The sequence below is a fragment of the Mesorhizobium sp. M0998 genome, from assembly GCF_040318885.1.
In the GTDB taxonomy this organism is placed as follows: domain Bacteria; phylum Pseudomonadota; class Alphaproteobacteria; order Rhizobiales; family Rhizobiaceae; genus Mesorhizobium.
This window is the reverse complement of record NZ_JAMYND010000010.1, coordinates 160,179-183,091: the sequence shown is the minus strand read 5'-3', so window position 1 is coordinate 183,091 and position 22,913 is coordinate 160,179. Positions and strand designations below refer to the sequence as shown.

The window sequence follows — 22,913 nt, the reverse complement described above, 5'->3', positions numbered from 1 at the left end:
CACCCGCGAAAGTTCGCCATGACGCTCGCCCACAAGCCTGGTTCCATCGTCGGCACGCCCTTCTTCAAGGCGCCGACCGACTATCCGGACAGCCCGCTGTCGAAAGCGCTTCAGCAGCCGGTGCTGCTCGGGCTATTCTTGCCGATCCAGGCCGGTGGCTGGACCAACTCGACCTTGCCGCGCTCGACCGACTGGCGCTTCGACTACAATCGCGACCTGACGTTGAAGGCCGAGGAGCTTGGCTTCGACCTCGTCTTCGCGCTCAGCCAGTGGCTGCCCAAGGGCGGTTATGGCGGTGTCTTCAACGGCCAGGCGCTGGACAGTTTCGTCTCCGTCGCGGCCATGGCCGCGATCACCAAGAAGATCATGCTGATCTCGACCATGCATGTTCTCTACGGCCCGTGGCACCCGCTGCATCTGGCGAAATTCGGCGCCACACTCGACCACATCTCCGGCGGCCGCTGGGGCATCAACGTCGTCACCGGCCATCGCGCCGTCGAACATGAAATGTTCGGCTGGAACCGTATCGAGCACGACCGCCGCTATGAACTCGCCGCCGAGTTCGTCGAAGTGCTGCAGCGACTGTGGCAGGACGACGAGAATTTCTCATTCTCCGGAGAATCGAGCTGGAAGCTCAATGGCGGCTTCGTCACGCCCAAGCCGAATTATGGACGGCCGATCCTGGTCAATGCCACCGGCTCCGACGCCGGCATTTCCTTTGCCGGCCGTTATTCCGACATCGTCTTCGTCACCAGCCCGGCCGGCTCCGACATCGCCAGCGCGCTGGAAGCGCTGCCGGCGCATACGAAGAAGGTGAAGGACGCAGCCCTCGGCGTCGGCCGCACCGTGCGCACGCTGCTCAACCCGCTGGTCATCAGCAGGCCGACCGAGAAGGAGGCCTGGGCGGTCGCCGATGAGATCGTCGCCCATGCCGACAGCCGCACGCCGAAAGGCTTCCAGACCTTCAACAGCGATGCCCAGGCCTGGAAAGGACGCCAGGGCCGCGACGATCCCTACGCCAAGGTCGGCGGCAACATTTATCTCATCGGCACGCCCGAACAGATCGTCGACCGGTTCGTCAAGTTGAAGGACGCCGGCATTGACGGCCTGCAGCTGTCCTTCTTCGATTTCAAGCCTGACCTCGAATTCTTCGGCGAGAACATCCTGCCGCTGATGAAGCAGGCCGGCCTGCGCAACACCTAAGGAGCCATCATGACCGCGACTGCGATCTCCGAAATCTGGTACACACGCTGCCCGGTGCCGACGCCTGTCGGGCTCGCCGCACAGCTCGGGCTTCTCGACGAGACCTTTCGCAAGGAGGGGATTGAATTGAAGTCGATCATCGATTCGCCCAATCGCGACATCCGCCAGAGCCATTTCAACCACACGCTCGACTGGTCGTTCCGCCACGGCGGCAACGTGCCGCCGATCCGCGCGCGGTCCGAAGGGCGCAAGACGCGTCTCGTCGGCATCACCTGGACCGACGAATTCCAGGCAATCATCGCCCTGCCCGGTTCCGGCATCAGGACAATCCAGGACCTGAAAGGCCGTCGCTTCGGCATCGCCCGGCGCCCCGAGGGAATCGTCGACTTCATGCGAGCGACGGCGTTGAAGGGACTGGTCTCGGCGCTCTCGCTCGAGGGCCTTGGCTATGGCGACGTCGAGATCGTCGACATAGCGCTGGCCGACAGCGTGCTCGACAGCCAGGAAGGACCGTCGCTGTTCGGCCTCAAGCGCAAGCAGGCCTATGGCGAGGAAGCCGCAGCCCTGATCCGGGGCGAGGTCGACGCCATCTATGTCAAGGGCACGGCCGGCATCAATGTCGCCAATCTGATCGGCGCCATCCAGGTCGTGGAATTCGGCTTCCACCCCGACCCGAACATCCGCATCAATTCCGGTTCGCCGCGCGTGCTGACCGTCGATGAACTGCTGGCGGAACAACGCCCCGATCTGGTCGCGCGACTGATCGAGACCATCCTGCGCGCCAGTGCCTGGGCCGAGGCGCATCCGGAAGAGACGCAGCGCTTTGTTGCCCGCGAAGCCGGGGCCACCGAGGAACAGGTGCTGGCCGCCAATGGTCCGGATGTCCATAAGCATCTCGGCCTCGGACTGCAGCCTGAGCTCGTCGCAGCGGTTTCCCACTATAAGAGTTTCCTGCGCGACTGGGGCTTCCTCGCCGGCGATTTCGACGTCGAGCACTGGGTCGATCGCCGGCCGCTCGATCTGGTGAACATTCGGGCCGCCGCCTGAGAGAAAGCCAACGTCATGATGTCGACAATTGCCGAGTTTCCGCAACTCCTCGAGAAAGTGGCCGGCCTCGCCGACGACTTCGCGCTGACCGCCGCGCATCACGACGCGACCGGGGAATTCCCATTCGCCAATTTCGACCGGCTTCACCAGGCGGGGCTGCTTGGCCTGGTCACGGCGCGCGAACATGGCGGCTTCGGTGGCGGGCTGACGGAAGCACAGGCGGTGATCGCCGAGATCGGTCGTGGCGAGCCGTCGACAGCGCTGGTGCTGGCCATGCACTACAACAGCCAGTATGCGATGCGGAAATCCGGAAAATGGCCGCGCCATCTGGTTCAGCGGATTGTCGAGGCCGGGCGTCTTGGCCCTGCCCTGATCAACGCCGCCCAGGCCGAGCCCCGGATCGGCTCGCCAGCTCATGGCAAGCCGCCCGAAACCATTGCCCGGCGGGACGGCAACGTCTGGCGGATATCCGGCCACAAGAACTACGTCACCGGCATTCCTATTCTGAAATGGGTGAACTTGCTGGCGCTGACCGACGAGCCGCAGCCGCGTCTGGCTTCATTCCTGGTGCCGACCGACGCGCCTGGATTTCGCGTCGAAAAGACATGGAACGCCGCCGGCATGCGGGCGACGGCCAGCGACGACATCATTCTGGATAATGTTGCGGTTCCTGCCGAAGACATCACCGAGGCGCAGCCGGCATCCGAGCCGCTGAGGCGCGAGGAAAGCGCGACGGCGTTCTTCTTTTCGCTGATCGGCGCTGTCTACCACGGTGCCGCCCGTGCTGCCCGTGACCGGCTGGTCTCCTTTGTCAGCACGCACGCGCCGGCAAGTCTTGGTGCGCCGCTGTCGACCGTGCCGCACATCCAGTCAGGGCTGGGCGACATAGAGGTTCGGCTTGCGAGCAGCGCGCGGCTGCTGCGTTCACTCGCCGAAGATGTCGACGCCGGCCGGCCTGTGGGCACCGACGGCATGACGGTCAGGCATGTCGTCATCGACAATGCCGTTGCCGTCACCTCGCTGGCGCTGGAGGTTGCCGGCAATCCAGGCCTTAACAGAGATTTCCAGCTTGAGCGCCACCACCGTGATGCGCTGACCGCCCGTTCCCACGCACCGCAGAACCACATGATCCGCACGATCGCCGCCAAGGCGACGCTCAGCCGCCATACCGCCCGGCAGTTGGCCGAGACACCGGCTATTGCCGCTGGCAAGCCCAGGCTCGTGGCGGTCGGTTGAGCGCCATGACAACAGAACATGTCGAAGTCGCCATTATCGGCGGAGGCCCCGGCGGCCTGACACTGGCGCAAGGCCTGAAGAAGAACAGCATCAGTGTCGCGGTCTTCGAGAAGGACCGCGCCCGCACCGACTATGTCCAGGGTTTTCGTCTGCGCATCCGCCAGCGCGGCATCGATTCGCTGATCGCCAATTTACCGCCGGAACTCTACGACGCTTTTGTCGCCACGCTCGGCCAGGCGCCGGATCGCAACATCCTGCTCGACGAGAATTTCAACATCCTGGGCGAGGATGCCTGGGGCGGCGGCAACGCGCCGGGCGAGGCCGACGACACGCATATCGAAAAATCGGTAAGCCGTATCACGCTGCGCCAGGTGCTGTTGTCCGGCCTCGACGGCATCGTGCGCTACGGCAAGGTCTTCTCCCGCTACGACGAGCAGCCGGATGGTTCGGTCGTAGCGCATTTCGAGGATGGCTCGACAATCCATGCCGATGTGCTGGTCGGTGCCGACGGCGCCCGCTCGCGCGTGCGCCAGCAACTGGCGCCGCATGCCAGGAGCTTCGACACCGGCGTCAGGCGGCTGGCCGGCAAGATGACGCTGCATGCCGCAGCCCTTCACCAGATCTCGCCGGTGCTACTCGACTACAATGCCGGCGTCAGGCCAACCGAAGGTCATGGGCTTATGGTCACCAGCCACAGGGTCAATGTCGACGCCTTCCGAAAGCATGGACTGATCGGGCTGGACGACGCCACCCACAAGGATTTTTCCGGTTTCCATTTCAACAACACCACCAGCTATGTCTGGTGGAACACCGCCTATGAAAAGAACGAACTTGCCACGGACGACGCGCTGGCAAAGCTCTCCGGTTCAGAACTGATCGACCTGCTGATCTCGAAGATCGCCCACTGGAACCCGGAAATCCTCAACCTCATCCGCTACACCGACCCATCGACGGTGGCGCTGCTTCATGTCCACAGCTCCGAGCCTGTCGATCCCTGGCCGACGAAACCGGTGACGCTGCTTGGCGATGCCATCCACGCCATGACCTATTTTCGCGCGCTTGGCGGCAACACCGCGATCTACGACGCCGGACTGCTGGTGCCGGAGCTGGTGGCCGCCAAACGCGGCGACAAGCCGCTTCTCCAGGCGCTGTCGGAGTATGAGGCCAAGATGCTGGAGCACGGCGCCAAAGCCGTGCGGTCTTCGCTGACGGCGATGCAGAAGAACGTGCTGGCGGGCCGTCGCCGCCAATCGGAAGCCGCCGAATAGTGGCCCCCGAAAAAATCGCCTGACAGTGCTCCTGCCCTACGCCGCTTCCACCAGGCTGGTCGACTGGAAGTCGTACAAGAGGATCGCGATCTCGAAGCCGCGCCGCTGCAGCCAATGCGCCGTCGTCGCCGCGCGGACACCGAGCAGATCGTCGATCAGCACGACGCGGGCGCCGCGCACGGCGATGGTGCGATAGGCGACACCGAGCAACTGCCCGCCCTCAGACGCGATCGACCCCGGAATATGCGCTTCGGCGAACTCGTCGGGCGTGCGCACGTCAAGCAGGTAGGTCGTCCGCGTTTCGTCCTTCGCCCAGTTTGCGGCCGTGGCCGCATTGATGCGGGGAAAGCTGTCGCCTTCGGCAAGCTTTGCGATGTGCTCCCCGGCGAAACGCTTGGCATCCTCGCTTGCCGGACCATAGATTGCGGTCTTGCCGGTTTCGAGTGCAAGACCGGCCTCGCGCCATGCCCTGGTGCCGTCGTGCAGATAGGCGACCCGGTTGGGCACGCCGGCATCGATCAGTGTCTGCGCCCCGATGATGGCGCGCGGCAGGCCGGCGCAGGAGACGACAACCTGCGTCTCCGGTGAACGCACCAGGTCGGCGAAGCGTAGCACCAGCTCGGCGCCCGGCACGCTGATGGCGCCCGGCACATGGTCCTTTTCGAACTCCGCCACCGTGCGGCTGTCGAGCACCACCACGTCGGCGCCTCGGCCTCTGAGCACCGCGAGCTCTTCAACGCTGACGACCGGGGTCCCCTTCTCGTCGCGGATCGCCAGCGAAAAATCGACGCCCGGCGTATCGAAGGTCGGCAGGTCTTCAACGCCGCTTTGCGTCCATTCCGGAATTCCACCGTTCAGCGAAAACAGCTGGGTACGGCCATACCCCACCAGTCGTTCGATAAGTTGCTCGGCAACGCCGCTGCCGTCGTCCGCCAGCACGGTGCGCACCGATTTGCGCGGGATGAAGCGGTCGATCTCGGCCTCGACCTGAGCCGCGGGCAGGTTGGTGGCGAACAGCGGCGATGCGTATCCGACAGTCGCGCTGTCGCGAATGTCTAGCACCGCCAGTTCTTCGCCATCCGCCAGCCATTGGCGAAACATTTTCGAATCGATCGTCCTGTCGCTCATGATGCTTTCCTCTCTTGCTGTTCAGCGGCGCCACGGATCGGACGCGCAAGGCCGAGGTTCTCGCGCAACGTCCCGCCTTCGTAAGCAGTCCGGAACAGACGCCGCCGCTGCAGCTCCGGAATGACGAGGTCGACAAAATCGGTGAGGCCCGTCGGCAGGATCGGCGGCATGACGTTGAAGCCGTCCGCCGCGCCACCGGCGAACCACTCCTCCATCATGTCGGCCACATCCTTTGGCGTGCCGACGATCTGGAAATGGCCGCGCGCGCCGGCAACGGCGAGATACAATTGGCGGATGGTCAGGTTCCGGCTCGCGGCCAATTCGGAAACGACTTTCAGGCGGCTCTTCACGGCATCGGAACTGCCCAGTTCCGGCAACGGTCCGTCGAGTGAATGGCCGGAAAGATCGACACCGCCGAGCAATCCTGAAACCAGCGCCACACCAACCACAGGATCGACCAGGCGCTGGATCGCATCGAACTTGTCCTCGGCCTCCGTGCGCGTCGGTGCGACGACCGGGAAGACACCGGGCATGATCTTCAAGCTGTCGGCGGAGCGGCCAAACGAGCCCAGCCGGCCTTTCAGTTCGCCGTAAAAGCCGCGCGCCGATTCGATGGTCGGGTGGGCGGTGAAAACCACCTCCGCCGTCCGCGCCGCCAAGTGCTGGCCGGCATCGGACGAGCCCGCCTGGACGATGACGGGATGGCCCTGCGGTGGGCGAGCGACGTTGAGCGGTCCCTTGACGCGGAAATGCCGGCCGGCATGGTCCGGGGCGTGGATGCCGCGCCGGTCGATGGCGATCCCCGAAGCCTTGTCGGCGACGAAGGCATCGTCGTCCCAGCTGTCCCAAAGCTTCTGCGCGACAGCGACGAATTCCTCGGCGCGGGCGTAACGGTCGGCATGAACGGGATGCTGGTCGAGGCTGAAATTCGCCGCCGCCGGCGCATCGGCTGAGGTGACGACATTCCAGCCTGTCCTGCCGCCGCTGAGATGATCGATCGAAGCGAACAGCCGCGCCAAGTGGAACGGCTCCCAATAGGTGGTCGAGGCGGTCGCAACGAGCCCGATCCCTTGCGTGATGGTCGAGAGCGCCGACAAAAGCGTCAGCGGCTCGAAATGCACGACATGGCCGGTGCGCTCGAAGGTGTCGATCGGCTGCTCGCCATTGCGCGCGCTGAGACTGTCGGCCAGAAACACCATGTCGAACAGGCCACGCTCGGCAGTGCGCGCGGCGTCCGCATAGTGCTTGAAGCTCAGGCCCGGATTGGCAGGCACATCGGGATGGCGCCAGGCAGCGACATGATGGCCCGATCCGCGAACAAAGGCTCCAAGCCTTATCTTTCGATTTTCAGTCATCAGCGGTTCTCGGGCTGGTCGCAAAGGGCGTTCCTATCTAGCGCCTGCCAAACCCGCTGAGTGAAAGAATGCCTTTCGTCAGCTGGCAATTATTGTTTTTTGACATCGGGTTACGGGAAAGCACGATGATCGTTGCCGGGGCGATGGGCTGGAGCCACGACCACCGGCGTCGCAAAGGTTCTTGATGCTTCATACCCCTTCCTCCCCGCTACGCTCGATCCCTCGTTCAATCATCATCGTTGGCGGCGGCTTTGCCGGCGCGGTTACCGCGATCAAGCTGCTCGACCGTTCAACTGAGCCGCTGGCAATCACCATCATCGAGCGCCGGGCCGAGCTTGGTCGCGGCGTTGCCTATAGCACCGTCGATCCACAACACCTCGTCAACGGCGCGGCGCGCATCTTCTCGCTGCATCCGGACGATCCCGATCACCTCGTTCGCTGGCTTATGGCGAATGGGCCGGAGCACGGCTGGACACCGCCCGAGGATGTCCCGGACTCAAGCCCGCCGCGCTGGCTGTTCGGCAGCTATGTCCAGTCGGAACTGACGAGAGCGATCAGAGAAGCAGATCCGCGTTCTTCGCTGCGCCACATCAAGGCATCCGCCGTCGACATGCTGACCGGTCCGTCCGGGGTATGCGTCGGCACCAGCGATAGCCAGCAATTGCTGGCGGATGAGGCGGTACTGGCAACCGGGGTGTTCCAGAGCCAGCCGTCCACCACGGAAGCAGCCATCGTCAGCGATCCCCGTTATGTCGCCAATCCCTGGGATTCGGCGGCGCTCGATCGGCTCGCCGGCAGCAAGGAACTGCTGCTGATCGGCTCCAGCCTCAGCATGGTCGACGTCGTCGCCAGCATGGAAGCGCGCGGCTTCAAGGGCGGTTATCGCGTCGTGTCGCGGCGCGGACAGATCGTCGAACCTCGGCGCAACGCGGAAGCGTGGCGCGATTTCCTCGCCGGGCGGCCGCTGCCGAAAACCACCAGGGCGCTTCTCGCACTGGTCAAGGCCGAACGCCGGGCAATCGAACCCACCGGCCTGGACTGGCAAGGGCTGCCGCTGACGATCCGGCCGTGGATCCTGGCCTTGTGGCAAGGCGCCACCGACAAGGAGCGCTTGAAGTTCGCACGCCATCTGCGCGCCTTCTGGGATGTCACCGCGCACCGCGCGGCGCCACCGAGCTTTGAGCGCGTGGCACTGGCGCGAAGCCAAGGCCGTTGGACGGGTCGAGCGGGACGGGTGCTGGCACTCCATCCGCAGGCAAACGGCATCGTCGCTGAAATCCGCTGGCGTGATACCGGCGCGGTCGAACGGTTGCGCTTCGACGGCGTCGTCAACTGCCGCGGCCATCAGGAGCATGATTGGCGGCGGATCGCCGATCCATTCGTCCGCAGCCTGCTTGAGAACGGCATCGTCAGGCCCCATGCGACCGGCTTCGGCATCGACGCGACGCATGGCGGCCAAGTGATTGCCGGTAACGGCAAGACCCATGGCAATCTGTTCGCCATCGGCCATCCGCTGCGCGGCGTCGCCTGGGAATCGAGCTCGATCGGCGAACAACTAGCGCAGGCCATAGCCCTTGCCGGCCTTCTGGTCGGCGCCAGCCCAAGGCTGCGTGCTTTGGCCTGAAGTTACCAGCTTTGCGAAATGGAAGAAACGAAAACGGCCGCAGCTCTATGCGGCCCTTCTCTCATGATTGCCCGGCAGATTTAGGCGTTCGGGTCGAGATAGGCGTCGGCGAAATTCGCTGACAGGCCTTCGGCGCCAGGCGCGTAGTTCTTGACGGTTTTGCGGGCGATGATGATGGTCGGTGGCGCGATCAGATTGATGATCGGCAACTCGTCGGCGATGATCTCCTGGAACTTGAAGAAGAGCTGCTTGCGCTTGGCCTCGTCTAGCTCGACCGATGCGGCTTCCAGCAACCGGTCAACCTCCGGGTTCTCATAGTGCGCGCCGTTGGAGAACGGCAGCCCTTTCTTGATGTTCTTCGACCAGTAGAGCCGCTGTGCGCCGGCGCTCGGATCGAAGATGTTGCCGCAGGATTCCGTCGACAGGTCCCAAGTGCGGTCGGTGTAGATGGTTTTGACATAGGTGCCGAAGTCGAATTTTTCGATCTCGGCATCGATGCCGATCTTGGCCAATGCCTGCTTGAGGAAGTCGGCATAGCCCCACGGGTTGTAGGGATTGTTGGTGAGCCTGAGCTTGAAGCGTACGCCGTCAGCCCCACGCTTGAAACCGGCCTCGTCGAGCAGTTTTTCCGAGAGCACCGTATCGAACGTCGCGGCCTTCACATCGGGATCGAAATACTTCTTGTTGACGACGCTGATCGGCGTCGGCGAGACTTGGCCATAGCCGTAAAACACGATTGCATTGATCGCGTCGAGGTCGATCGCGTGCGCGATTGCCTGACGGACCTTCTTCTCCTTCAGGATCGGGTTTTCGAGGTTGATGATCAGTTGGTGCAGCGGGCCGCTATAGGCGAAGACCGTGCTGTCGACGACGAATTGCGGCAGCGCCTTGAAACGCTCCAGATCGGCGAAGGCCACCGGGTTCGGTCCGATGTCGACCTCGCCCGTTTCGAGCGCCGCGGCGCGCGCGCCCGGATCGGTGATGAAGCGGAAAATGATCCGGTCGAGATAGGGTTTAGGCGCATCCCAATAGGTCGGATTCTTTTCGACGAGGATGTGGCTGCCCTTTACCCATTCCTTCAGCACGAACGGCCCGCTGCCGATGATCTGCTCGAAGGACGGATCGTCGGCCGGCTTCAGCTTCTCGTAAATGTGTTTGGGCACGACAGGCGATTCCGTCGCGGCCAGCCCCGAAATCAGGGCGGCGGATGGCTTCGACAATTTGATCTTCACGATATGCGGGTCCGACGTGTCGATGTCGGTGACGTTCTGGAAGGTGATGCGCCCGCGCGGATGCGCTTCGCGCAGCCGGGAGATAGAAAAGGCCATGTCCTCGGAGGTCAAATCATGGCCATCGCTGAACTTCACCCCCTGGCGTAGCTTGAAGACGTATTCGAGCCCGTCGTCGCTGATCGACCATTCGGTGGCCAGTTGCGGTCGCGGATTGAGATCGTAGTCGTAGGCGAGCAGGCCGTCGAAAATCTTCGGACCGATGGTGGCCGGTCCGCCAGCGCTGGTGTTGATGGAAACGATCTGGTTGGGCTCGGGATAGTAGACGAAGTTGAGCGTGCCTCCGGCCACCGGCTTTGCGTCTTCTGCGAATGCCCCGGCGGGAAGTCCAGCACTCGCGCCGGCCAGCAGCAGGAACTGATTGAACAGGCGTCGATTGATGGTCATGGTCGGTACTCCGAATTGCGCGATTTATCTTTGATGGAGAAAAGTCGGGATCGTCGTTTTCACGCGCCGGTCCCAACCAGAGGGCTTGCAGAACGCTTAGGCGTTTGGCGCGAGCCATATCTGCGCGAAGCTGTTGTTGATCCCCTGAGCGCCGGGCGCAAAATCCCGGACCTTGTTGTTGGCGACGATCTGGGCGCCGGCGGCGACCAGATCGACCGACACCACGTCGTCATGGATGATGTGCTGGAATTTGTACCAGAGCTCGCGCCGCTTGGTCTCGTCGGGCTCGATTGCCGCGGCTTCGAGGATCTGGTCGACCTCGGGGTTTGCGTAGTGGCTAGCGTTGGAGAAGACGAGGCCGATCTTGAAGTTCTTCGACCAGTAGGCGCGCTGGACGCCGAGCGTCGGATCGAAGGTGTTCGACAGCGACTCGACCACCAAGTCCCAGGCGCGGTCGGTGTAGACGGTCTTCAGGAACGTCGACAGGTCAAGCTTGAGGATCTCGGCATCGACGCCGACCGTCGCCAACGACTGCTTGATGAAATCGGCATAGGACGCCGGCAGGAACGCGTTGTAGGCAAGCCGGAGCTTGAAGCGCGTCCCATCGGCGCCACGCGGATAGCCGGCGTCGTCGAGCAGCTTCTCCGCCAGTTTGGTATCGGGCTCGCGCGCCTTGATGCTGGGGTCATACCATTTGGGCAGCGCCGTGCTGATCGGGCTCGGCGATACCTGCGCATAACCGTAGAGCGCGATGTCGACCAGCTTCTGCAGGTCGATTGCGTGGGCGATGGCAAGGCGCACATCGCGCTTGGTCAGGATTTCGTTCTCGTAATTGAAGAACAATTGCTGCTGTGGGCCGGAATAGGCGTAGGTGTTGGTGTCGACGACCAGAGCGGGGTTTGCCTTCAGCCGTTCGATGTCGGCCAGCGGCACGGGATTGGCGCCGATATCGATCTCGCCGGTTTCAAGAGCCGCCGAACGCGCGGCCGGGTCGAGGATGACGTGCAGGACGATGCGGTCGAGGTAGGGCCGAGGCGCGTCCCAATAATCCGGATTGCGGTCGAAGATCAGATGGCTGCCGGGCACCCATTCCTTGAGAATGAAGGGACCGGTGCCGATCGTCTGTTCGAGCTTCGGCTGTTCCGCCGGCTTGAACGTTTCGTAGACGTGCTTCGGCACAATCGGTGATTCCGAGCTGCTCAGTGCCGTGATCAGATAGGGCGCCGGCTTTGAAAGCACGATGATGGCGGTGTGCGGATCGGGCGTCTCGACCACGGTCACGTTTTGGTAGGTGATGCGGCCGCGCGGATGCGCCTCCTTCAGCCGGAAGATGGTGAAGGCAACGTCTTCCGACGTGAAGTCCTTGCCGTCATGCCATTTGACGCCCTCGCGCAGCTTGAAGGTGTAGCGCAGGCCGTCATCGCTGATCGACCACTCCGTCGCCAGCAGCGGTTTCGGGCTGAGGTCATAGGCGAAATCAAGCAGACCTTCATTCACCTTGGGACCGATCGCCTGGCCGGTGCCCGACGAGGTGTTGATGGCAATCAGCGACGTGGGGTCGGGATAGTAGGCCCAGTTGAGCGTGCCACCCTGGACCGGCGTTCCTTCGGCAGCGAAGGAAACCCCGGGCAATGCGAAGCTCGCACCGCCAAGCAACAGCAGCTGGTTGAAATGACGACGATTGACAGACATGGCCTTGAGCTCCGGAAAACGGCTACGATGGCATCCGGCGGCCGAACACACTCCGGCGCCTCGACGCGATGATCCCTGCCACGCCGCAAAACCGGAAGAATGATTTTCTATCGTCTGCCGAAAGCACCGCTTCGCACGACCGTTTCATTCCAGGATCTGGCAAAGCTGCTCGACGCCCAAATCAGCGCTCCGATCTTATTTCTACAAGAATTGTAGACATTACGATTTTTTAGATTTCCGTTCCCGCTGCCGCGACGCTGCGGCAAACGAAATTTTCCACCGGGCACTTTGGCGCAAAGCCCGCCCTCGTCGCGCCCGGCCTGAACGTGTTGAATGCGCTCCATGGTCGATCTCATTCGCGCAAAATCAAGGAAGCTGCGGCCGACGCTGGCGAGGCTTCCGCCGCTGACGTCGCTTCGCGCTTTTGTCGCAACCGCCCGCCACCTGAGCTTTACGCGGGCGGCCGAAGAACTCCATGTGACGCCTGCCGCCATCGGCCAGCAGATCCGCCTGCTCGAGGATCACCTCGGTCAACCGCTGTTCCATCGCAACCGTGGCGAGCTTCTGCTGACGTCGGCCGGCCAGGCGCTGATGCCCGGCCTCACCGAGGCTTTCGACGTCGTTGTCGAGTCGGTCGCGCGGATTTCCGGCGACGAGGAGGATGCGCCGATCAAAGTGTCGGTCGCGCCCTCCTTCGCCAGCAAATGGCTGATCCCGCGCCTCGACGCACTGCGCGACGCGGTACCCGGCCTAGAAGTGCTGGTCGACGCATCGACCAGGCTTGCCGATTTTGCCAGCGAAGACGTCGACTGCGTCATCCGCTACGGGTCGGGCGCCTATAGCGGCCTGCTGACGGAACGGCTGTTTTCGGAAGCGGTGCTGCCCGTCTGCAGCCCGGAATTTGCTCGCATGCACGGTCTCTATCGCGGGCCGGAGGGGCTGCGTGACGCACCGATCCTGCATGAGGACGGTCCGGAACGCGATCCAAGCTGCCCTGACTGGAAGGGCTGGCTGAGATCCAACGGCCTGTCCGGCCGCTTTGTCGAGGGCGGTATACGGCTTAGCCAATCGTCACTGGTGCTCGACGCAGCTGCTGCCGGCAAGGGCATCGGTCTCGGCAAATTCCGGCTGGCCGAGCCTGACCTCGCCGCGGGGCGTCTGGTCAGTCCATTCGGCTCACCGCAGCCGGTCGAGTTTTCCTATTATTTTGCGACGACGCCGCACAAGGCGAAGCTGGAGACGGTCGAGCGCTTTCATGGCTGGCTGAAGGCCGAGGCGCGCCAGCTCGGCGCTCTCGACGTCCCACCGCCGGCGGCGCTTCCGGCGCGCATCGCCATTATCGCGGCCGAATAGCCTCGCCGCGGTCTCGCGAGCAGGCGCGCGCCTATTTGAGCTTGAAGCCCAGCGCTTTGAGCACTTCGCCCAGGCGATCACGGCCTTTCAGCGCTGCTTTGCTGCCGATACGGTTCGAAACCAACTCTGTCCAGTCGACCACAGGCATCGCCTGCTCCTGCTGGAATGAACGAAGCCTCTGGTTATAGGCTGCAAGATCGTCCGGATCGGGCTCTGATCGATAGCGCTCGCGGTGCAGCACCGCAGCCTGCGGCAGTCTGGGCTTGATGTCAGTCGCAGCCAGGAGATCGGGATAGCCGACGGTCAGGCCGAACACCGCCACGGTTTCCGGCGGGAGGCCGAGTTCGCGCGCCACCTCCTGCGGATGATTGCGCATCGCGCCGATGTAGCAGGAGCCGAGCCCGAGCGCGTCGGTCGCCACCACGGCGTTCTGTGCGGCAAGTGCGGCGTCGATCACGGCCAGCAGAAAGCTCTCCTGATAATCGAGCCCCTCGCCCACCCGGCCGTTTGCCTCGGCAATGGCGCGCAGCCGCGACAGGTCGGCCAGCCAGACCAGCAGCAGCGGCGCCTGCTCGATATGGCGATTGATCGCCGCCAGTTCGGCAAGCCGCGCCTTGCGCGCCGGATCCTCGACCGCGATGACGCTCCACGCCTGGAGATTGGAAGAAGTCGGCGCCGACTGGGCGGCGGCGACGATCAGTTCCAGCGTCCCTTCGGGAAGAGGCTTGGCGAGATAATTGCGGACCGAGCGATGCGAAAGGATCGCCTCGAGGGCTTCGTTCCAGGTTCCGGTATGCGCGCTTTGCGGCGCTCGATAACGCCGCCGTAGCGCCGCTTCACCACGCAGGTCAGCGTCGGAAGGGCGGATGCTGAAGGCGGCCGGCTGTGACATCGTCTTCCCTACTGGCAATCTGGCTTATCCGGTGTTCTGACGACCCCAGGTCATTCAAGAAGCGCGGCTTAGGCCCCGTTGCGCAAAAGCGGAAGCAACTGATCGCCTTGCCGCTTGATCTCGGAAAGATACGGCGTGTCCGAGAGCACGAAATGCGTGATGCCCAGATCCCGGTATCTGCCGAGCGAGCGGGCGACGTCGGCGGCCGAGCCGACCAGCCAGGTGGTGCCAGCGCCGCCGCCGCCATATTTGCCCGGCGCAGTATAGAGATTGTCGTCCAGCACCTCGCCGCGCGCGTGCAGATCGAGCAGACGCTGCTGGCCCACCGCTACCGCCTGACCGTGATCGTTCCAGCCGGCTCCCTGGCCCTTGGCCATCTCGTCGACCTTCGCTTCTGCGTCCGCCCAGGCCTGCCCAGCGGTGTCGCGGACCAGCGTGGTGACCCGCAACCCGAACTCCAGAGGCGGGAGGTCTCGGTCGAGTTCCCTGCTCAAGGCTTTGAGCCGCTCGATCCGCTCCCGGACGCCGTCGAGCGGCTCGCCCCAGAAGAGCTGGACATCCGCCTCGCTGGCCGACACCCGCTCCGCCGCCTCCGACGCGCCGCCGAAGTAGAGCTTGGGATGGCGACGATCGCCACGGACATGGATGCGGGGCATCACGGTAGAGCCAGTGACCTGGAAGTGCTCGCCCGCAAAGGTCACGTTCTCTTCAGTCCAAAGTCTGCGAACCAGGCGCATGAACTCTCTGGTACGGGCATAGCGATGTATCTGGTCACCTTCGCTGTCGCCATACGCAGCGAGGTTGTCCTTGCCTGACACTATGTTGATACGCACGCGACCGGCGGTCAGCTGGTCGAGCGTGGCTACGGCGGATGCGAAGTGCGCCGGCCGCCAGTACCCCGGGCGGATCGCGATGAGCGGCTCGAAGGAGGTGGTCCGCGCGGCGAGCGAGGCCGCGACAGTAAAAGTGTCGGGCCGACCCCAGCCGGTACCGATCAGCGCGCCCTTCCAGCCGTATTCCTCAAGCGCCTTCGCGTGGCTGGTCAGCGTCTCCAGGCTGTTGTGGTTCTCGACGGCCGGCTCGCCGCGGTGACCGGGAGCGACCTGGTTCGGGATGTACCAAAGAAACTCGGTGTCAGCGCTCATTGTCGGGCCTGTATTTTGGCCGGGCATGGAGGTCAATGGCAGGACCTTCCGCTCCGTCGTATTTTGATGATCATTCAAAGGGCTGCCCCTAGCAGCCCTGGCGCCTTGCTCGGCTGCGGTGCAAAGCGGCTTTCGGGCCTGATAAGGCCGAGATGGTCGCGCAGCGTGCGCCCTTCATATTCCGTTCGGAACAGCCCTCGCCGGCGCAGGATCGGCACCACCGTATCGACAAAGACCTCCAGTCCGGTCGGCAGCACGTCCGGCATCAGGTTGAAGCCGTCGGCGGCGCCGGCGACAAACCATCTTTCGATATCGTCGGCGATCTGCTCCGGCGTGCCGACGATGGTGCGGTGGCCAGTGCTGCCGTTCAGCGCCCGGATCAGCTGGCGAACCGTGAAATCATTGCTGCGGGCGAGCGCGAGCGTGGCCTTGAAGAAGGTGTGGCCGCCGTTGGGGGGCAGTTGAATCCGTTCCGGCAACTTCTCATCGAGCTTCAGCCGCTCGCGATCGATGCCGAGCACGCCGGACAGCCGCCCAAGGCTGTAGTCGAGCGGAATGCGATCCCACAGCTCTTCTTGCCGCCGCTCCGCTTCCCCCTCTGTGCTGCCGATGATAGTGGCTAGGCCGGCGAGGTTGAGCGGCACGCCGCCGGTGCGGCCATAGGCGACGGCACGCGCCTTAAGTTCCCGCGCATAGCCGAGCGCTTCCTCGAAAGATTGCGATGCGGAAAACACGGCTTCGGCGTGGCGGGCGGCGAGGTCCTTGCCGTCATCGGACCCGCCGGCCTGGACGACCACCGGATGCCCTTGCGGCGAACGCGGCACATTGTGCGGCCCGTGCACCGAGAAATGTGCGCCCTTGTGGTCGATGGCGTGAACCTTGGTGGCATCGACGAAGCGCCCGCTGGCGACGTCGCCGATGAAGGCATCGTCCTCCCAGCTGTCCCACAATGCCTTGACGATGTCAGCAAATTCCGCCGCCCGCTCGTAGCGCCGGCCATGATCGATGGCACCGTTGAGGCCGAAATTGCGGGCCGAGGCGGGATCGGCCGTGGTGACGATGTTCCAGCCGATGCGTCCGCCGCTGACATGGTCGAGCGTCGCGAAGCGCCTGGCGATATTGTAGGGCTCGTTGAAGCTGGTTGAAGCGGTTGCGATCAGGCCGATGCGCTCGGTTGCGGCGGCTACCGTCGCCAGCACGATGGTCGGCTCCAGCGACGTGATCGGACGATAGTCAATGCGGTCCGATATCGCCGCCTGGTCGGCAAGGAATACGGCGTCGAGCTTTGCGCGCTCTGCGATCTTCGCCACCTGCACATAGTGGTCGACGGTGAAGGCGGCATAGGGGTCGACGCCGTCCATCCGCCATGCCGCCGGCGAGAAGCCGGCATGCAGGATGTTGACGTTGAGATGGAGCTGCCGGCCGCTCATCGAAAGACGCCGGGCTCGGGATAAGCGCCGGTCAGATACCAGGTGCCGACGGTGCGGGTCTTGTATTCGGCAGGGTTGTGCAAGGTGTGAATGCGTGCGTTGCGCCAGAAGCGGTCGAAGCCGTATTTGCGCACTGCGGAGCGGGCACCCATCACCTCGAATATCTCGGTCGTGACTTCGAGCGCGACATCGCCTGCCAGCACATTGGCCGCGGCGACGGCAACCGCTGCCTCGCCGCGTTCTTGCTCGGTCAGCGCCTTGCCGCGCGCGATCGCATGATCGATCGCAGCCGCCGCGCGATCGGCCAGCGCCGTCGCCGCCCGCGTCTTGACCCAGAGCTCGCCATACTGCCGCTTGATCCATGGATCGTCGATATGGCGCTCGACGCCGGAATACATCCACGGCCGCGAACTGTTGAGCGTATAATCTCGCGCCGCTAGCAGCGCGCCCTGGGCCGTGCCGACAAAGACATTGAGCAACACGCTCTGCTGCTGCAGCGGGCCTATGGTGCGGATTGGCAACGACGCGTCGACCCAACCGCGCACCAACTCGCTGTCGTGGATCCTGACGTCCTTGTAGGCGACCTTGCCGCTGCCGGTCTGCGTCTGGCCGATGCCGTCCCAGTCGTCGAGAACGGTGATGCCTTCGCGATTCGCGGGGATCGCCGCGAATTTCCTCTCGCCGCTGACCTCGTCTTCCCACGAGGTCGAAAGATAGTCGGCGACATGCGAGCCGGAGGCGAAGGGTTTGAAACCGTTGACGATCGTCCACTCGCCATCTTTGCGGCCGAACAGCGTTTTGGAAAAACTGTTGCCGGTGTTGCCCCAGAACCAGTCGCCGGCAGCCGAACGCCGTAGCAGATCGGCTGAGCGCGGTTCGTCCGAATTGAGCCTGGCGGCGATCAGCGCGCTGAAATGGTAGCCGTAGATATGGCCGATCGAGCCGTCGACCTTGGCGAACTCGCGCCCGATCTTCAGCGCTGTCGAATAGGGTTCCCCGGCGCCGCCGAATTCCTTGGGGATCACGATGGTGAGCAGGCCGCTTTGCTTGAGCAGACGGATCTGTTCGGTAGGCCTGCCGCCAAGCTGGTCGCGCTCGACCGCATCGCGGGCAAAGATGTCGCGCAGCTCGACCGCCTTGGCGATCCATGGATTGGAGGTGTCGGGATCGAAGGTCATCGTCTCACTCATGCAGCTGCGGGAAGCCGTGGCGCTCGGCAAGCAGTGCAAGAATGCGCCTGGTGTCATCGGCGAAGACCTTGCCCTTGGCGGTCGGCAAGTCGGCGGGCGGATCGCTGCCGATGATCAGCACCGGCAGCGACTGGTGCCGTTCGCCGAGTGCGTCGATCACCTTGCCCCTCGGCCTTGCGAACGGGACGCGTTCAACGTCCAGTCTGCTGGCGAGATCGGGAAAGGCAGCGAGCAGCCCTTCGACCTGGTTGCAATAGGGACAGACGAAGGCTCGGCCGGGGTGCTTTGGGTCGGCGAAACCCGGCAGGATGAGAAAGAGCGTGTCGCGCGCCATTGCCGGCCTATTCCGCAGCTGCCGCGGCATGCCGCGAAAAACGGTTTGCCGGTCGCTTCAGGCCGAGATTGTCGCGCAAGGTGCTGCCCTCATACTCGTCGCGGAACAGGCCACGGCGGCGCAGTTCCGGCACCACCAGCTCGATGAAATCCTTCAGGCCGCCGGGCATGATCGGCGCCATGATGTTGAAGCCGTCGGCGCCGTAATTCTCGAACCGCTCTTCCATGGTGTCGGCGATCTGTTGCGGCGTGCCGACCACCTGCCAGTGGCCGCGGGCGCCGGCGATGCGCAGATAAAGCTGCCGGATCGTCAGGTTCTCGCGCCACGCCAGATCGATCACCAGCGCTTGCCGGCTCTTGCCGGCATTGGTCTCCGGCAAATCCGGCACCGGCCCGTCGAGCGGATAGGCGCTGAGGTCGAAGCCGCCGGCCAGCGCCGAGACCAGACCGAGGCCGACTTCCGGCTGGATGAGATCCTGCAGCTGTTCGAACTTCCCCCGCGCCTCGGCTTCAGTGCGGCCGACGACCGGGAAAATGCCTGGCAGGACTTTCAGGTCATCCTCCGAGCGGCCATATTTGCCGAGCCTGCCCTTGACGTCGGCATAGAAGGCGGTGGCTTCGTCGAGCGTGATCTGCGCGGCGAAAATCGCTTCCGCGGTACGAGCCGCCAGCTCTTTGCCCGGACCCGACGCGCCGGCCTGGACCACGACCGGACGACCTTGCGGCGTTCGCGGCGTGTTCAGGGGACCACGCACCTTGAAGTGCTGGCCCTTGTGGTTCAGCACGTGGAGCTTGTCCTTGTCGAAATAGCGTCCGCTCTCCCTGTCGCGCGGGAAAGCGTCATCCTCCCAACTGTCCCACAGGCCGAGCACGACATCGGCGAATTCCTCGGCGCGGTCGTAGCGCTCGCCGTGCTGGATATGCGTGTCGTGGCCGAAATTGAACGCAGCCTCCGGATCGGAAGAGGTGACCAGATTCCAGCCTGCGCGCCCGCCGCTCAAATGGTCGAGCGACGCGAACTGGCGGGCCAGATTGTAGGGATCGGAAAAACTGGTCGACGCCGTGGCGATGAGGCCGATGTTCCTGGTCACAGCCGACAGTGCCGACAGCAGCGTGATCGGCTCGAACGGATAGACGCCGCTATGCGCCTTGCGGCTGGCGGCCTCGAGGTTGCTCAGCCGCGCCGCGACGCCATCGGCAAAGAAGATCGCGTCGAATTTGGCCGCTTCCGCCAGCCGGGCAAGTTCGACGTAGTCGCCGAGGCTGGTCCCCTCGCCTGCCGCTGGATGGCGCCAGGCCGCCACATGGTGACCGGTGAAGAGCAGAAACGCTCCCAGCTTGAGCTTGTCCTTGCGCCTGGCCATTTTTTTCGCCTCCTCAGCGGTACAGTCCGCCGGCCGGGAATTCCCCGGTCAGCAACCAGGTGCCGATCGTGCGCTTCTTGTATTCGGCCGGATTGTGCAGCGTGTGCGTGCGCACGTTGCGCCAGAACCTGTCGTAGCCGTTGGCCTTGGTGGCTGAGCGGGCGCCCATCACCTCGAAAACCTCGCTCGACGCGTCGAGGCCGACTTGTCCGGCGTAGACATTGGCGGTGGCGAGATCGATCGCCGTCTGCCCGCGCTGCTCCAGGGTCAACGCCTCGCCCTGGCCATAGGCGGCATCGAGGCTGCATGCTGCTATATCGGCCAGTTCGGCCGCGGCGAGCGTGCGGATATAGAGGTCGCCATATTTGCGTTGCACGAACGGATCGTCGGTATGTTTCTCATAGCCGGAATAGACCCAGGGGCGCGATTGCGAGACCGTATAGTCCCGGCCTTCGCTCAGCGCTCCTTGCGCGCTGCCGACGAACAGGTTGAGCAGGACTGCCTGCTGGAACAGTGACGTCAGCGTCTGGAACGGCGTCAGCGGCACCGCGGGCGAGCCAATCAGTTCGTCGTCGCCGACATGCACGTCCTTGAACGTCACCTTGCCGCTGCCGGTCTGCCGCTGGCCGACACCATCCCAGTCATCCTCGATGACGATGCCCTCACGGTCAGCCGGGATCGCTGCCGCTAGTCTATCCTGGCCGTCCTCCCAGGCAACCTGGATGTAGTCTGCGATGTGGGAACCGGAGGAGAACGGCCGAAAGCCGCTCAGGATCCAGCCCGTGCCGTTGCGCCTGGCCGTCGACGTCTTCGACATGGCGTTGCCGGAATTGCCCCAGACCCAGTTCTCCCTTGCCGAGCGTGTCAGCAGCCGGTCCCTCTGCGCCTGCGTGCCACGGAACAGCACGCCATTGAGCGGCAGATGATGGTATCCGTAGAGATGGGCGAGCGAGCCGTCGGTGCGGGCGAATTCGCGCACGACGCGAAGCACCGACAGCCAGGGTGCGCCCTTGCCGCCATAGCGCTTGGGAATCTGCGCCGACGGCAAACCACTTTCCTTCAGCAGGCGGATCTGTTCGACGGGCCGGCCGCCGGCCTTGTCGCGCGCCACGGCATCCCGATCGAAGATTTCGCGCAGTTCGACCGCCGTGGCGACGAACGGGTCGGAAAGGTCAGGGCTGAAGGTCATCGGCGTTTGTCCATGGAAATGCGTCTATTCCGCCGCGATGGTCTGCGCCGGCCGCGAGACGGAAGCGGCATAGGCGTCTTCGCCGAACTCGGCCGGATGGCTCCCGGTTATGCGGCTCTCATGGCTGTCGAGATCGGCGAGGAAGAGATCGCGGCTGATGCGCGCGACAACGGCCGGCACATCGCGCCTGATCGACGGCACATCGCCGATCGGCAGGCCGAAACTGACAAAGCCGCCGGGATTGAAGACATGGATATTCCTCAGGAATGGCGCCTCCCCCGGCGCCTTCTCGAGAAATTCATGGCCGAGGCCGAGATAGGGATGGGCGCCGAAAAATTCATCCAGCTCTGCTTCCGGCGGCGCGTACTGGTCTCGCCATAGCCGGATGGTGGCGGCGAAATCGGCGAACTCAGGCTTGCGCGTCGGGTCGGCGAAATAGCCGGTGCCGGCGACGACGAAGTCGAACGCAAACGTCTCGCCTGCGATATCGGTGACGACCTTGCCGTCTTCGACATCCGCATTTGTCCAGGGGGCACCGAGATGGAGATGAAAATTCTGGTGCCGCACCGCCCGCTCCACCGCATCGAGCGGCGGCGTTGAACCGGCCTCGCGGAAGCGCAATGCCTGGCGCCAGCGCACCGCATCGGGCAGCCGAGGATAATTGTCATAGGCGCCGGGATAGCCGCGCACGCGGTTGATCGGCACACTGGCAATGCTGTTGCGGCGGGCAAAGAGACGCACCGATTTCGCGCCGGCCTCAAGGGCAGCTCCGGCCGCATCGAATGCCGAAGCCGCCGACCCGACGACAGCCATTGCCTTGCCCTTGAGCGAGGCAAAATCGATTGCCGCCGAACTGTGTGCGACAAGGCCCCGCGGCAAGGCGGCAAGTACCGCCGGTATCACTGGACCGCCGCTGCCGCCAAAGCCATTGGCCAGAATGATCTTGCGCGCCGTTTCGACCGATGGCGTGCCGTCGGCTTCGAGGTGGAGGCGAAAAAGCCCGCCGGCCGGCTCGATGCGAATGAGACGCGTGCCGTAACGGATGCCGATACCGAGGAACGCGCGATACCATTTCAGGTAGTTCGCCCAATCCGTCCGTGCGATGCGGTCGAATCCGGCATAGGCTTCCGCACCGTGGCGGGCTTCGTACCAGGACTGAAAGCTCAAGCCCGGCAAGCCGAGTTCCGGCCCCGGCAAGCCCTTTGGCGTTCGCAGCCGGTTCATCCGTGCATGAGTGAACCAGATGCCGGCCTTGCTTTCATCCGGTGCCGCGTTGACGACAGTAACCTTGCCGATGCCGGCACGCCTCAACGCGAAGGCAAAGGTCGCCCCCGTCTGCCCACCGCCAACGATGAAGACATTGTGGTCGATGCCTTCCCGGTCCGGCACCCAGTTCTGCGGATCGGGGCCGATCAGCCGGAGCGTCTCCCGGGCGTGGTGATCTGGATCGGTCGGTAAGGCCATTTCGGTCCCGGCTGAAGTTGAGCCTCATCAAACTCCGCCTCGGTCGGCAAACAGTCCAGAAATGTTCGCTTTGATTGGCCGGTAGTTTTTTTCACTTGCATTGCAACGACGCGCTTTCACAGCCGACGAATGGGCGGCGCGTGTGGCCTCCCTGAAGCCGGGGCATCTTTTTGATATTGCAGCGGGCTCAAGCGCACTGGTCATTTTATTTCTTACGGCTCACGCGTAATGCGCCGACGCAGTCGGGCATTGGTGTCGAGCACATCAGCGGCGTCGCGTGGTCAGCGGGATCAAGCTTGATCTTGGTCGACCGACATGGGTGAC

At 63.8% G+C, this 22,913-nt stretch carries 18 protein-coding genes; 6 read left to right on the top strand and 12 right to left on the bottom strand.

Features of this window, described 5'->3' with window-relative positions; translation table 11 throughout:
- Positions 1-18: 18 nt before the first annotated feature.
- Genes NKH59_RS12600 through NKH59_RS12585 form a run of 4 tightly spaced genes read left to right on the top strand, consistent with a single transcriptional unit; the run spans position 19 to position 4,754 of the window.
- Positions 19-1,203 carry an LLM class flavin-dependent oxidoreductase gene (locus NKH59_RS12600; protein ID WP_353022120.1) on the top strand — a complete coding sequence of 395 codons (1,185 nt, stop codon included), beginning with the start codon at positions 19-21 and terminating at the stop codon, positions 1,201-1,203.
- Positions 1,204-1,212: 9 nt separating this feature from the next.
- The gene (locus NKH59_RS12595; RefSeq protein ID WP_352540162.1) at positions 1,213-2,250 is read left to right on the top strand and encodes an ABC transporter substrate-binding protein; all 1,038 of its coding nucleotides are present in this window, start codon (positions 1,213-1,215) and stop codon (positions 2,248-2,250) included.
- An 18-nt stretch (positions 2,251-2,268) separates the two neighbouring features.
- Complete coding sequence (locus NKH59_RS12590) at positions 2,269-3,486, top strand: acyl-CoA dehydrogenase family protein (protein WP_352540333.1); 1,218 nt, start codon at positions 2,269-2,271, stop codon at positions 3,484-3,486.
- Positions 3,487-3,491: 5 nt separating this feature from the next.
- Positions 3,492-4,754 carry an FAD-dependent oxidoreductase gene (locus tag NKH59_RS12585; RefSeq protein WP_352540163.1) on the top strand — a complete coding sequence of 421 codons (1,263 nt, stop codon included), beginning with the start codon at positions 3,492-3,494 and terminating at the stop codon, positions 4,752-4,754.
- A gap of 36 nt (positions 4,755-4,790) precedes the next feature.
- On the opposite strand, the gene NKH59_RS12580 is transcribed toward NKH59_RS12585, so the two are convergent.
- Positions 4,791-5,882, bottom strand: coding sequence for a rhodanese-like domain-containing protein (locus NKH59_RS12580; protein WP_352540164.1), 1,092 nt, complete (start codon positions 5,880-5,882; stop codon positions 4,791-4,793).
- Positions 5,879-7,240 carry an LLM class flavin-dependent oxidoreductase gene (locus tag NKH59_RS12575; protein ID WP_502908699.1) on the bottom strand — a complete coding sequence of 454 codons (1,362 nt, stop codon included), beginning with the start codon at positions 7,238-7,240 and terminating at the stop codon, positions 5,879-5,881. Before NKH59_RS12575 ends, NKH59_RS12580 begins: the two co-directional genes overlap by 4 nt.
- A gap of 181 nt (positions 7,241-7,421) precedes the next feature.
- On the opposite strand from NKH59_RS12575, the gene NKH59_RS12570 reads away from it, so the two are divergent.
- Complete coding sequence (locus NKH59_RS12570) at positions 7,422-8,861, top strand: FAD/NAD(P)-binding protein (protein WP_352540166.1); 1,440 nt, start codon at positions 7,422-7,424, stop codon at positions 8,859-8,861.
- A gap of 80 nt (positions 8,862-8,941) precedes the next feature.
- On the opposite strand, the gene NKH59_RS12565 is transcribed toward NKH59_RS12570, so the two are convergent.
- Together NKH59_RS12565 and NKH59_RS12560 are read right to left on the bottom strand one after the other, a co-directional pair.
- On the bottom strand, positions 8,942-10,537 hold the full coding sequence (locus NKH59_RS12565) for an ABC transporter substrate-binding protein (protein ID WP_353022115.1): 1,596 nt from the start codon (positions 10,535-10,537) through the stop codon (positions 8,942-8,944).
- 96 nt (positions 10,538-10,633) lie between these two features.
- On the bottom strand, positions 10,634-12,229 hold the full coding sequence (locus tag NKH59_RS12560; RefSeq protein ID WP_352540168.1) for an ABC transporter substrate-binding protein: 1,596 nt from the start codon (positions 12,227-12,229) through the stop codon (positions 10,634-10,636).
- A gap of 342 nt (positions 12,230-12,571) precedes the next feature.
- Here NKH59_RS12560 and gcvA point away from each other — a divergent pair, with 342 nt between their 5' ends.
- The gene (gene gcvA / locus NKH59_RS12555; protein WP_352471368.1) at positions 12,572-13,582 is read left to right on the top strand and encodes a transcriptional regulator GcvA; all 1,011 of its coding nucleotides are present in this window, start codon (positions 12,572-12,574) and stop codon (positions 13,580-13,582) included.
- Between the two features lie 31 nt (positions 13,583-13,613).
- On the opposite strand, the gene NKH59_RS12550 is transcribed toward gcvA, so the two are convergent.
- From NKH59_RS12550 to NKH59_RS12515, 8 genes are all read right to left on the bottom strand, one after another.
- A complete protein-coding gene (locus NKH59_RS12550) occupies positions 13,614-14,474 on the bottom strand; it encodes an NADPH-dependent oxidoreductase (RefSeq protein WP_352540169.1) in 861 nt (286 codons plus the stop codon).
- 68 nt (positions 14,475-14,542) lie between these two features.
- Complete coding sequence (locus NKH59_RS12545; RefSeq protein WP_353022114.1) at positions 14,543-15,619, bottom strand: LLM class flavin-dependent oxidoreductase; 1,077 nt, start codon at positions 15,617-15,619, stop codon at positions 14,543-14,545.
- Positions 15,620-15,693: 74 nt separating this feature from the next.
- A complete protein-coding gene (locus tag NKH59_RS12540; RefSeq protein ID WP_352540171.1) occupies positions 15,694-17,049 on the bottom strand; it encodes an LLM class flavin-dependent oxidoreductase in 1,356 nt (451 codons plus the stop codon).
- Positions 17,046-18,227: an acyl-CoA dehydrogenase family protein gene (locus NKH59_RS12535; protein WP_352616976.1), complete on the bottom strand. Its 1,182-nt coding sequence runs from the start codon at positions 18,225-18,227 to the stop codon at positions 17,046-17,048. Before NKH59_RS12535 ends, NKH59_RS12540 begins: the two co-directional genes overlap by 4 nt.
- 4 nt (positions 18,228-18,231) lie before the next feature.
- On the bottom strand, positions 18,232-18,573 hold the full coding sequence (locus NKH59_RS12530; protein ID WP_353022112.1) for a DUF3088 domain-containing protein: 342 nt from the start codon (positions 18,571-18,573) through the stop codon (positions 18,232-18,234).
- Between the two features lie 7 nt (positions 18,574-18,580).
- Complete coding sequence (locus NKH59_RS12525) at positions 18,581-19,936, bottom strand: LLM class flavin-dependent oxidoreductase (protein WP_352540174.1); 1,356 nt, start codon at positions 19,934-19,936, stop codon at positions 18,581-18,583.
- A 13-nt stretch (positions 19,937-19,949) separates the two neighbouring features.
- Positions 19,950-21,125, bottom strand: coding sequence for an acyl-CoA dehydrogenase family protein (locus tag NKH59_RS12520; protein ID WP_352540175.1), 1,176 nt, complete (start codon positions 21,123-21,125; stop codon positions 19,950-19,952).
- 24 nt (positions 21,126-21,149) lie between these two features.
- Entirely contained in the window at positions 21,150-22,589 is a 1,440-nt protein-coding gene (locus NKH59_RS12515; protein ID WP_353022110.1) for an NAD(P)-binding domain-containing protein, read from the bottom strand.
- Positions 22,590-22,913 lie beyond the last annotated feature (324 nt).

Coding starts and splice junctions, on each gene's coding strand:
- NKH59_RS12600 (WP_353022120.1), top strand. CDS start 19: ATGACGCTCGCCCACAAGCCTGGTTCCATCGTCGGCACGCCCTTCTTC.
- NKH59_RS12595 (WP_352540162.1), top strand. CDS start 1,213: ATGACCGCGACTGCGATCTCCGAAATCTGGTACACACGCTGCCCGGTG.
- NKH59_RS12590 (WP_352540333.1), top strand. CDS start 2,269: ATGTCGACAATTGCCGAGTTTCCGCAACTCCTCGAGAAAGTGGCCGGC.
- NKH59_RS12585 (WP_352540163.1), top strand. CDS start 3,492: ATGACAACAGAACATGTCGAAGTCGCCATTATCGGCGGAGGCCCCGGC.
- NKH59_RS12580 (WP_352540164.1), bottom strand. CDS start 5,882: ATGAGCGACAGGACGATCGATTCGAAAATGTTTCGCCAATGGCTGGCG.
- NKH59_RS12570 (WP_352540166.1), top strand. CDS start 7,422: ATGCTTCATACCCCTTCCTCCCCGCTACGCTCGATCCCTCGTTCAATC.
- NKH59_RS12565 (WP_353022115.1), bottom strand. CDS start 10,537: ATGACCATCAATCGACGCCTGTTCAATCAGTTCCTGCTGCTGGCCGGC.
- NKH59_RS12560 (WP_352540168.1), bottom strand. CDS start 12,229: ATGTCTGTCAATCGTCGTCATTTCAACCAGCTGCTGTTGCTTGGCGGT.
- gcvA (WP_352471368.1), top strand. CDS start 12,572: ATGGTCGATCTCATTCGCGCAAAATCAAGGAAGCTGCGGCCGACGCTG.
- NKH59_RS12550 (WP_352540169.1), bottom strand. CDS start 14,474: ATGTCACAGCCGGCCGCCTTCAGCATCCGCCCTTCCGACGCTGACCTG.
- NKH59_RS12545 (WP_353022114.1), bottom strand. CDS start 15,619: ATGAGCGCTGACACCGAGTTTCTTTGGTACATCCCGAACCAGGTCGCT.
- NKH59_RS12540 (WP_352540171.1), bottom strand. CDS start 17,049: ATGAGCGGCCGGCAGCTCCATCTCAACGTCAACATCCTGCATGCCGGC.
- NKH59_RS12535 (WP_352616976.1), bottom strand. CDS start 18,227: ATGACCTTCGATCCCGACACCTCCAATCCATGGATCGCCAAGGCGGTC.
- NKH59_RS12530 (WP_353022112.1), bottom strand. CDS start 18,573: ATGGCGCGCGACACGCTCTTTCTCATCCTGCCGGGTTTCGCCGACCCA.
- NKH59_RS12525 (WP_352540174.1), bottom strand. CDS start 19,936: ATGGCCAGGCGCAAGGACAAGCTCAAGCTGGGAGCGTTTCTGCTCTTC.
- NKH59_RS12520 (WP_352540175.1), bottom strand. CDS start 21,125: ATGACCTTCAGCCCTGACCTTTCCGACCCGTTCGTCGCCACGGCGGTC.
- NKH59_RS12515 (WP_353022110.1), bottom strand. CDS start 22,589: ATGGCCTTACCGACCGATCCAGATCACCACGCCCGGGAGACGCTCCGG.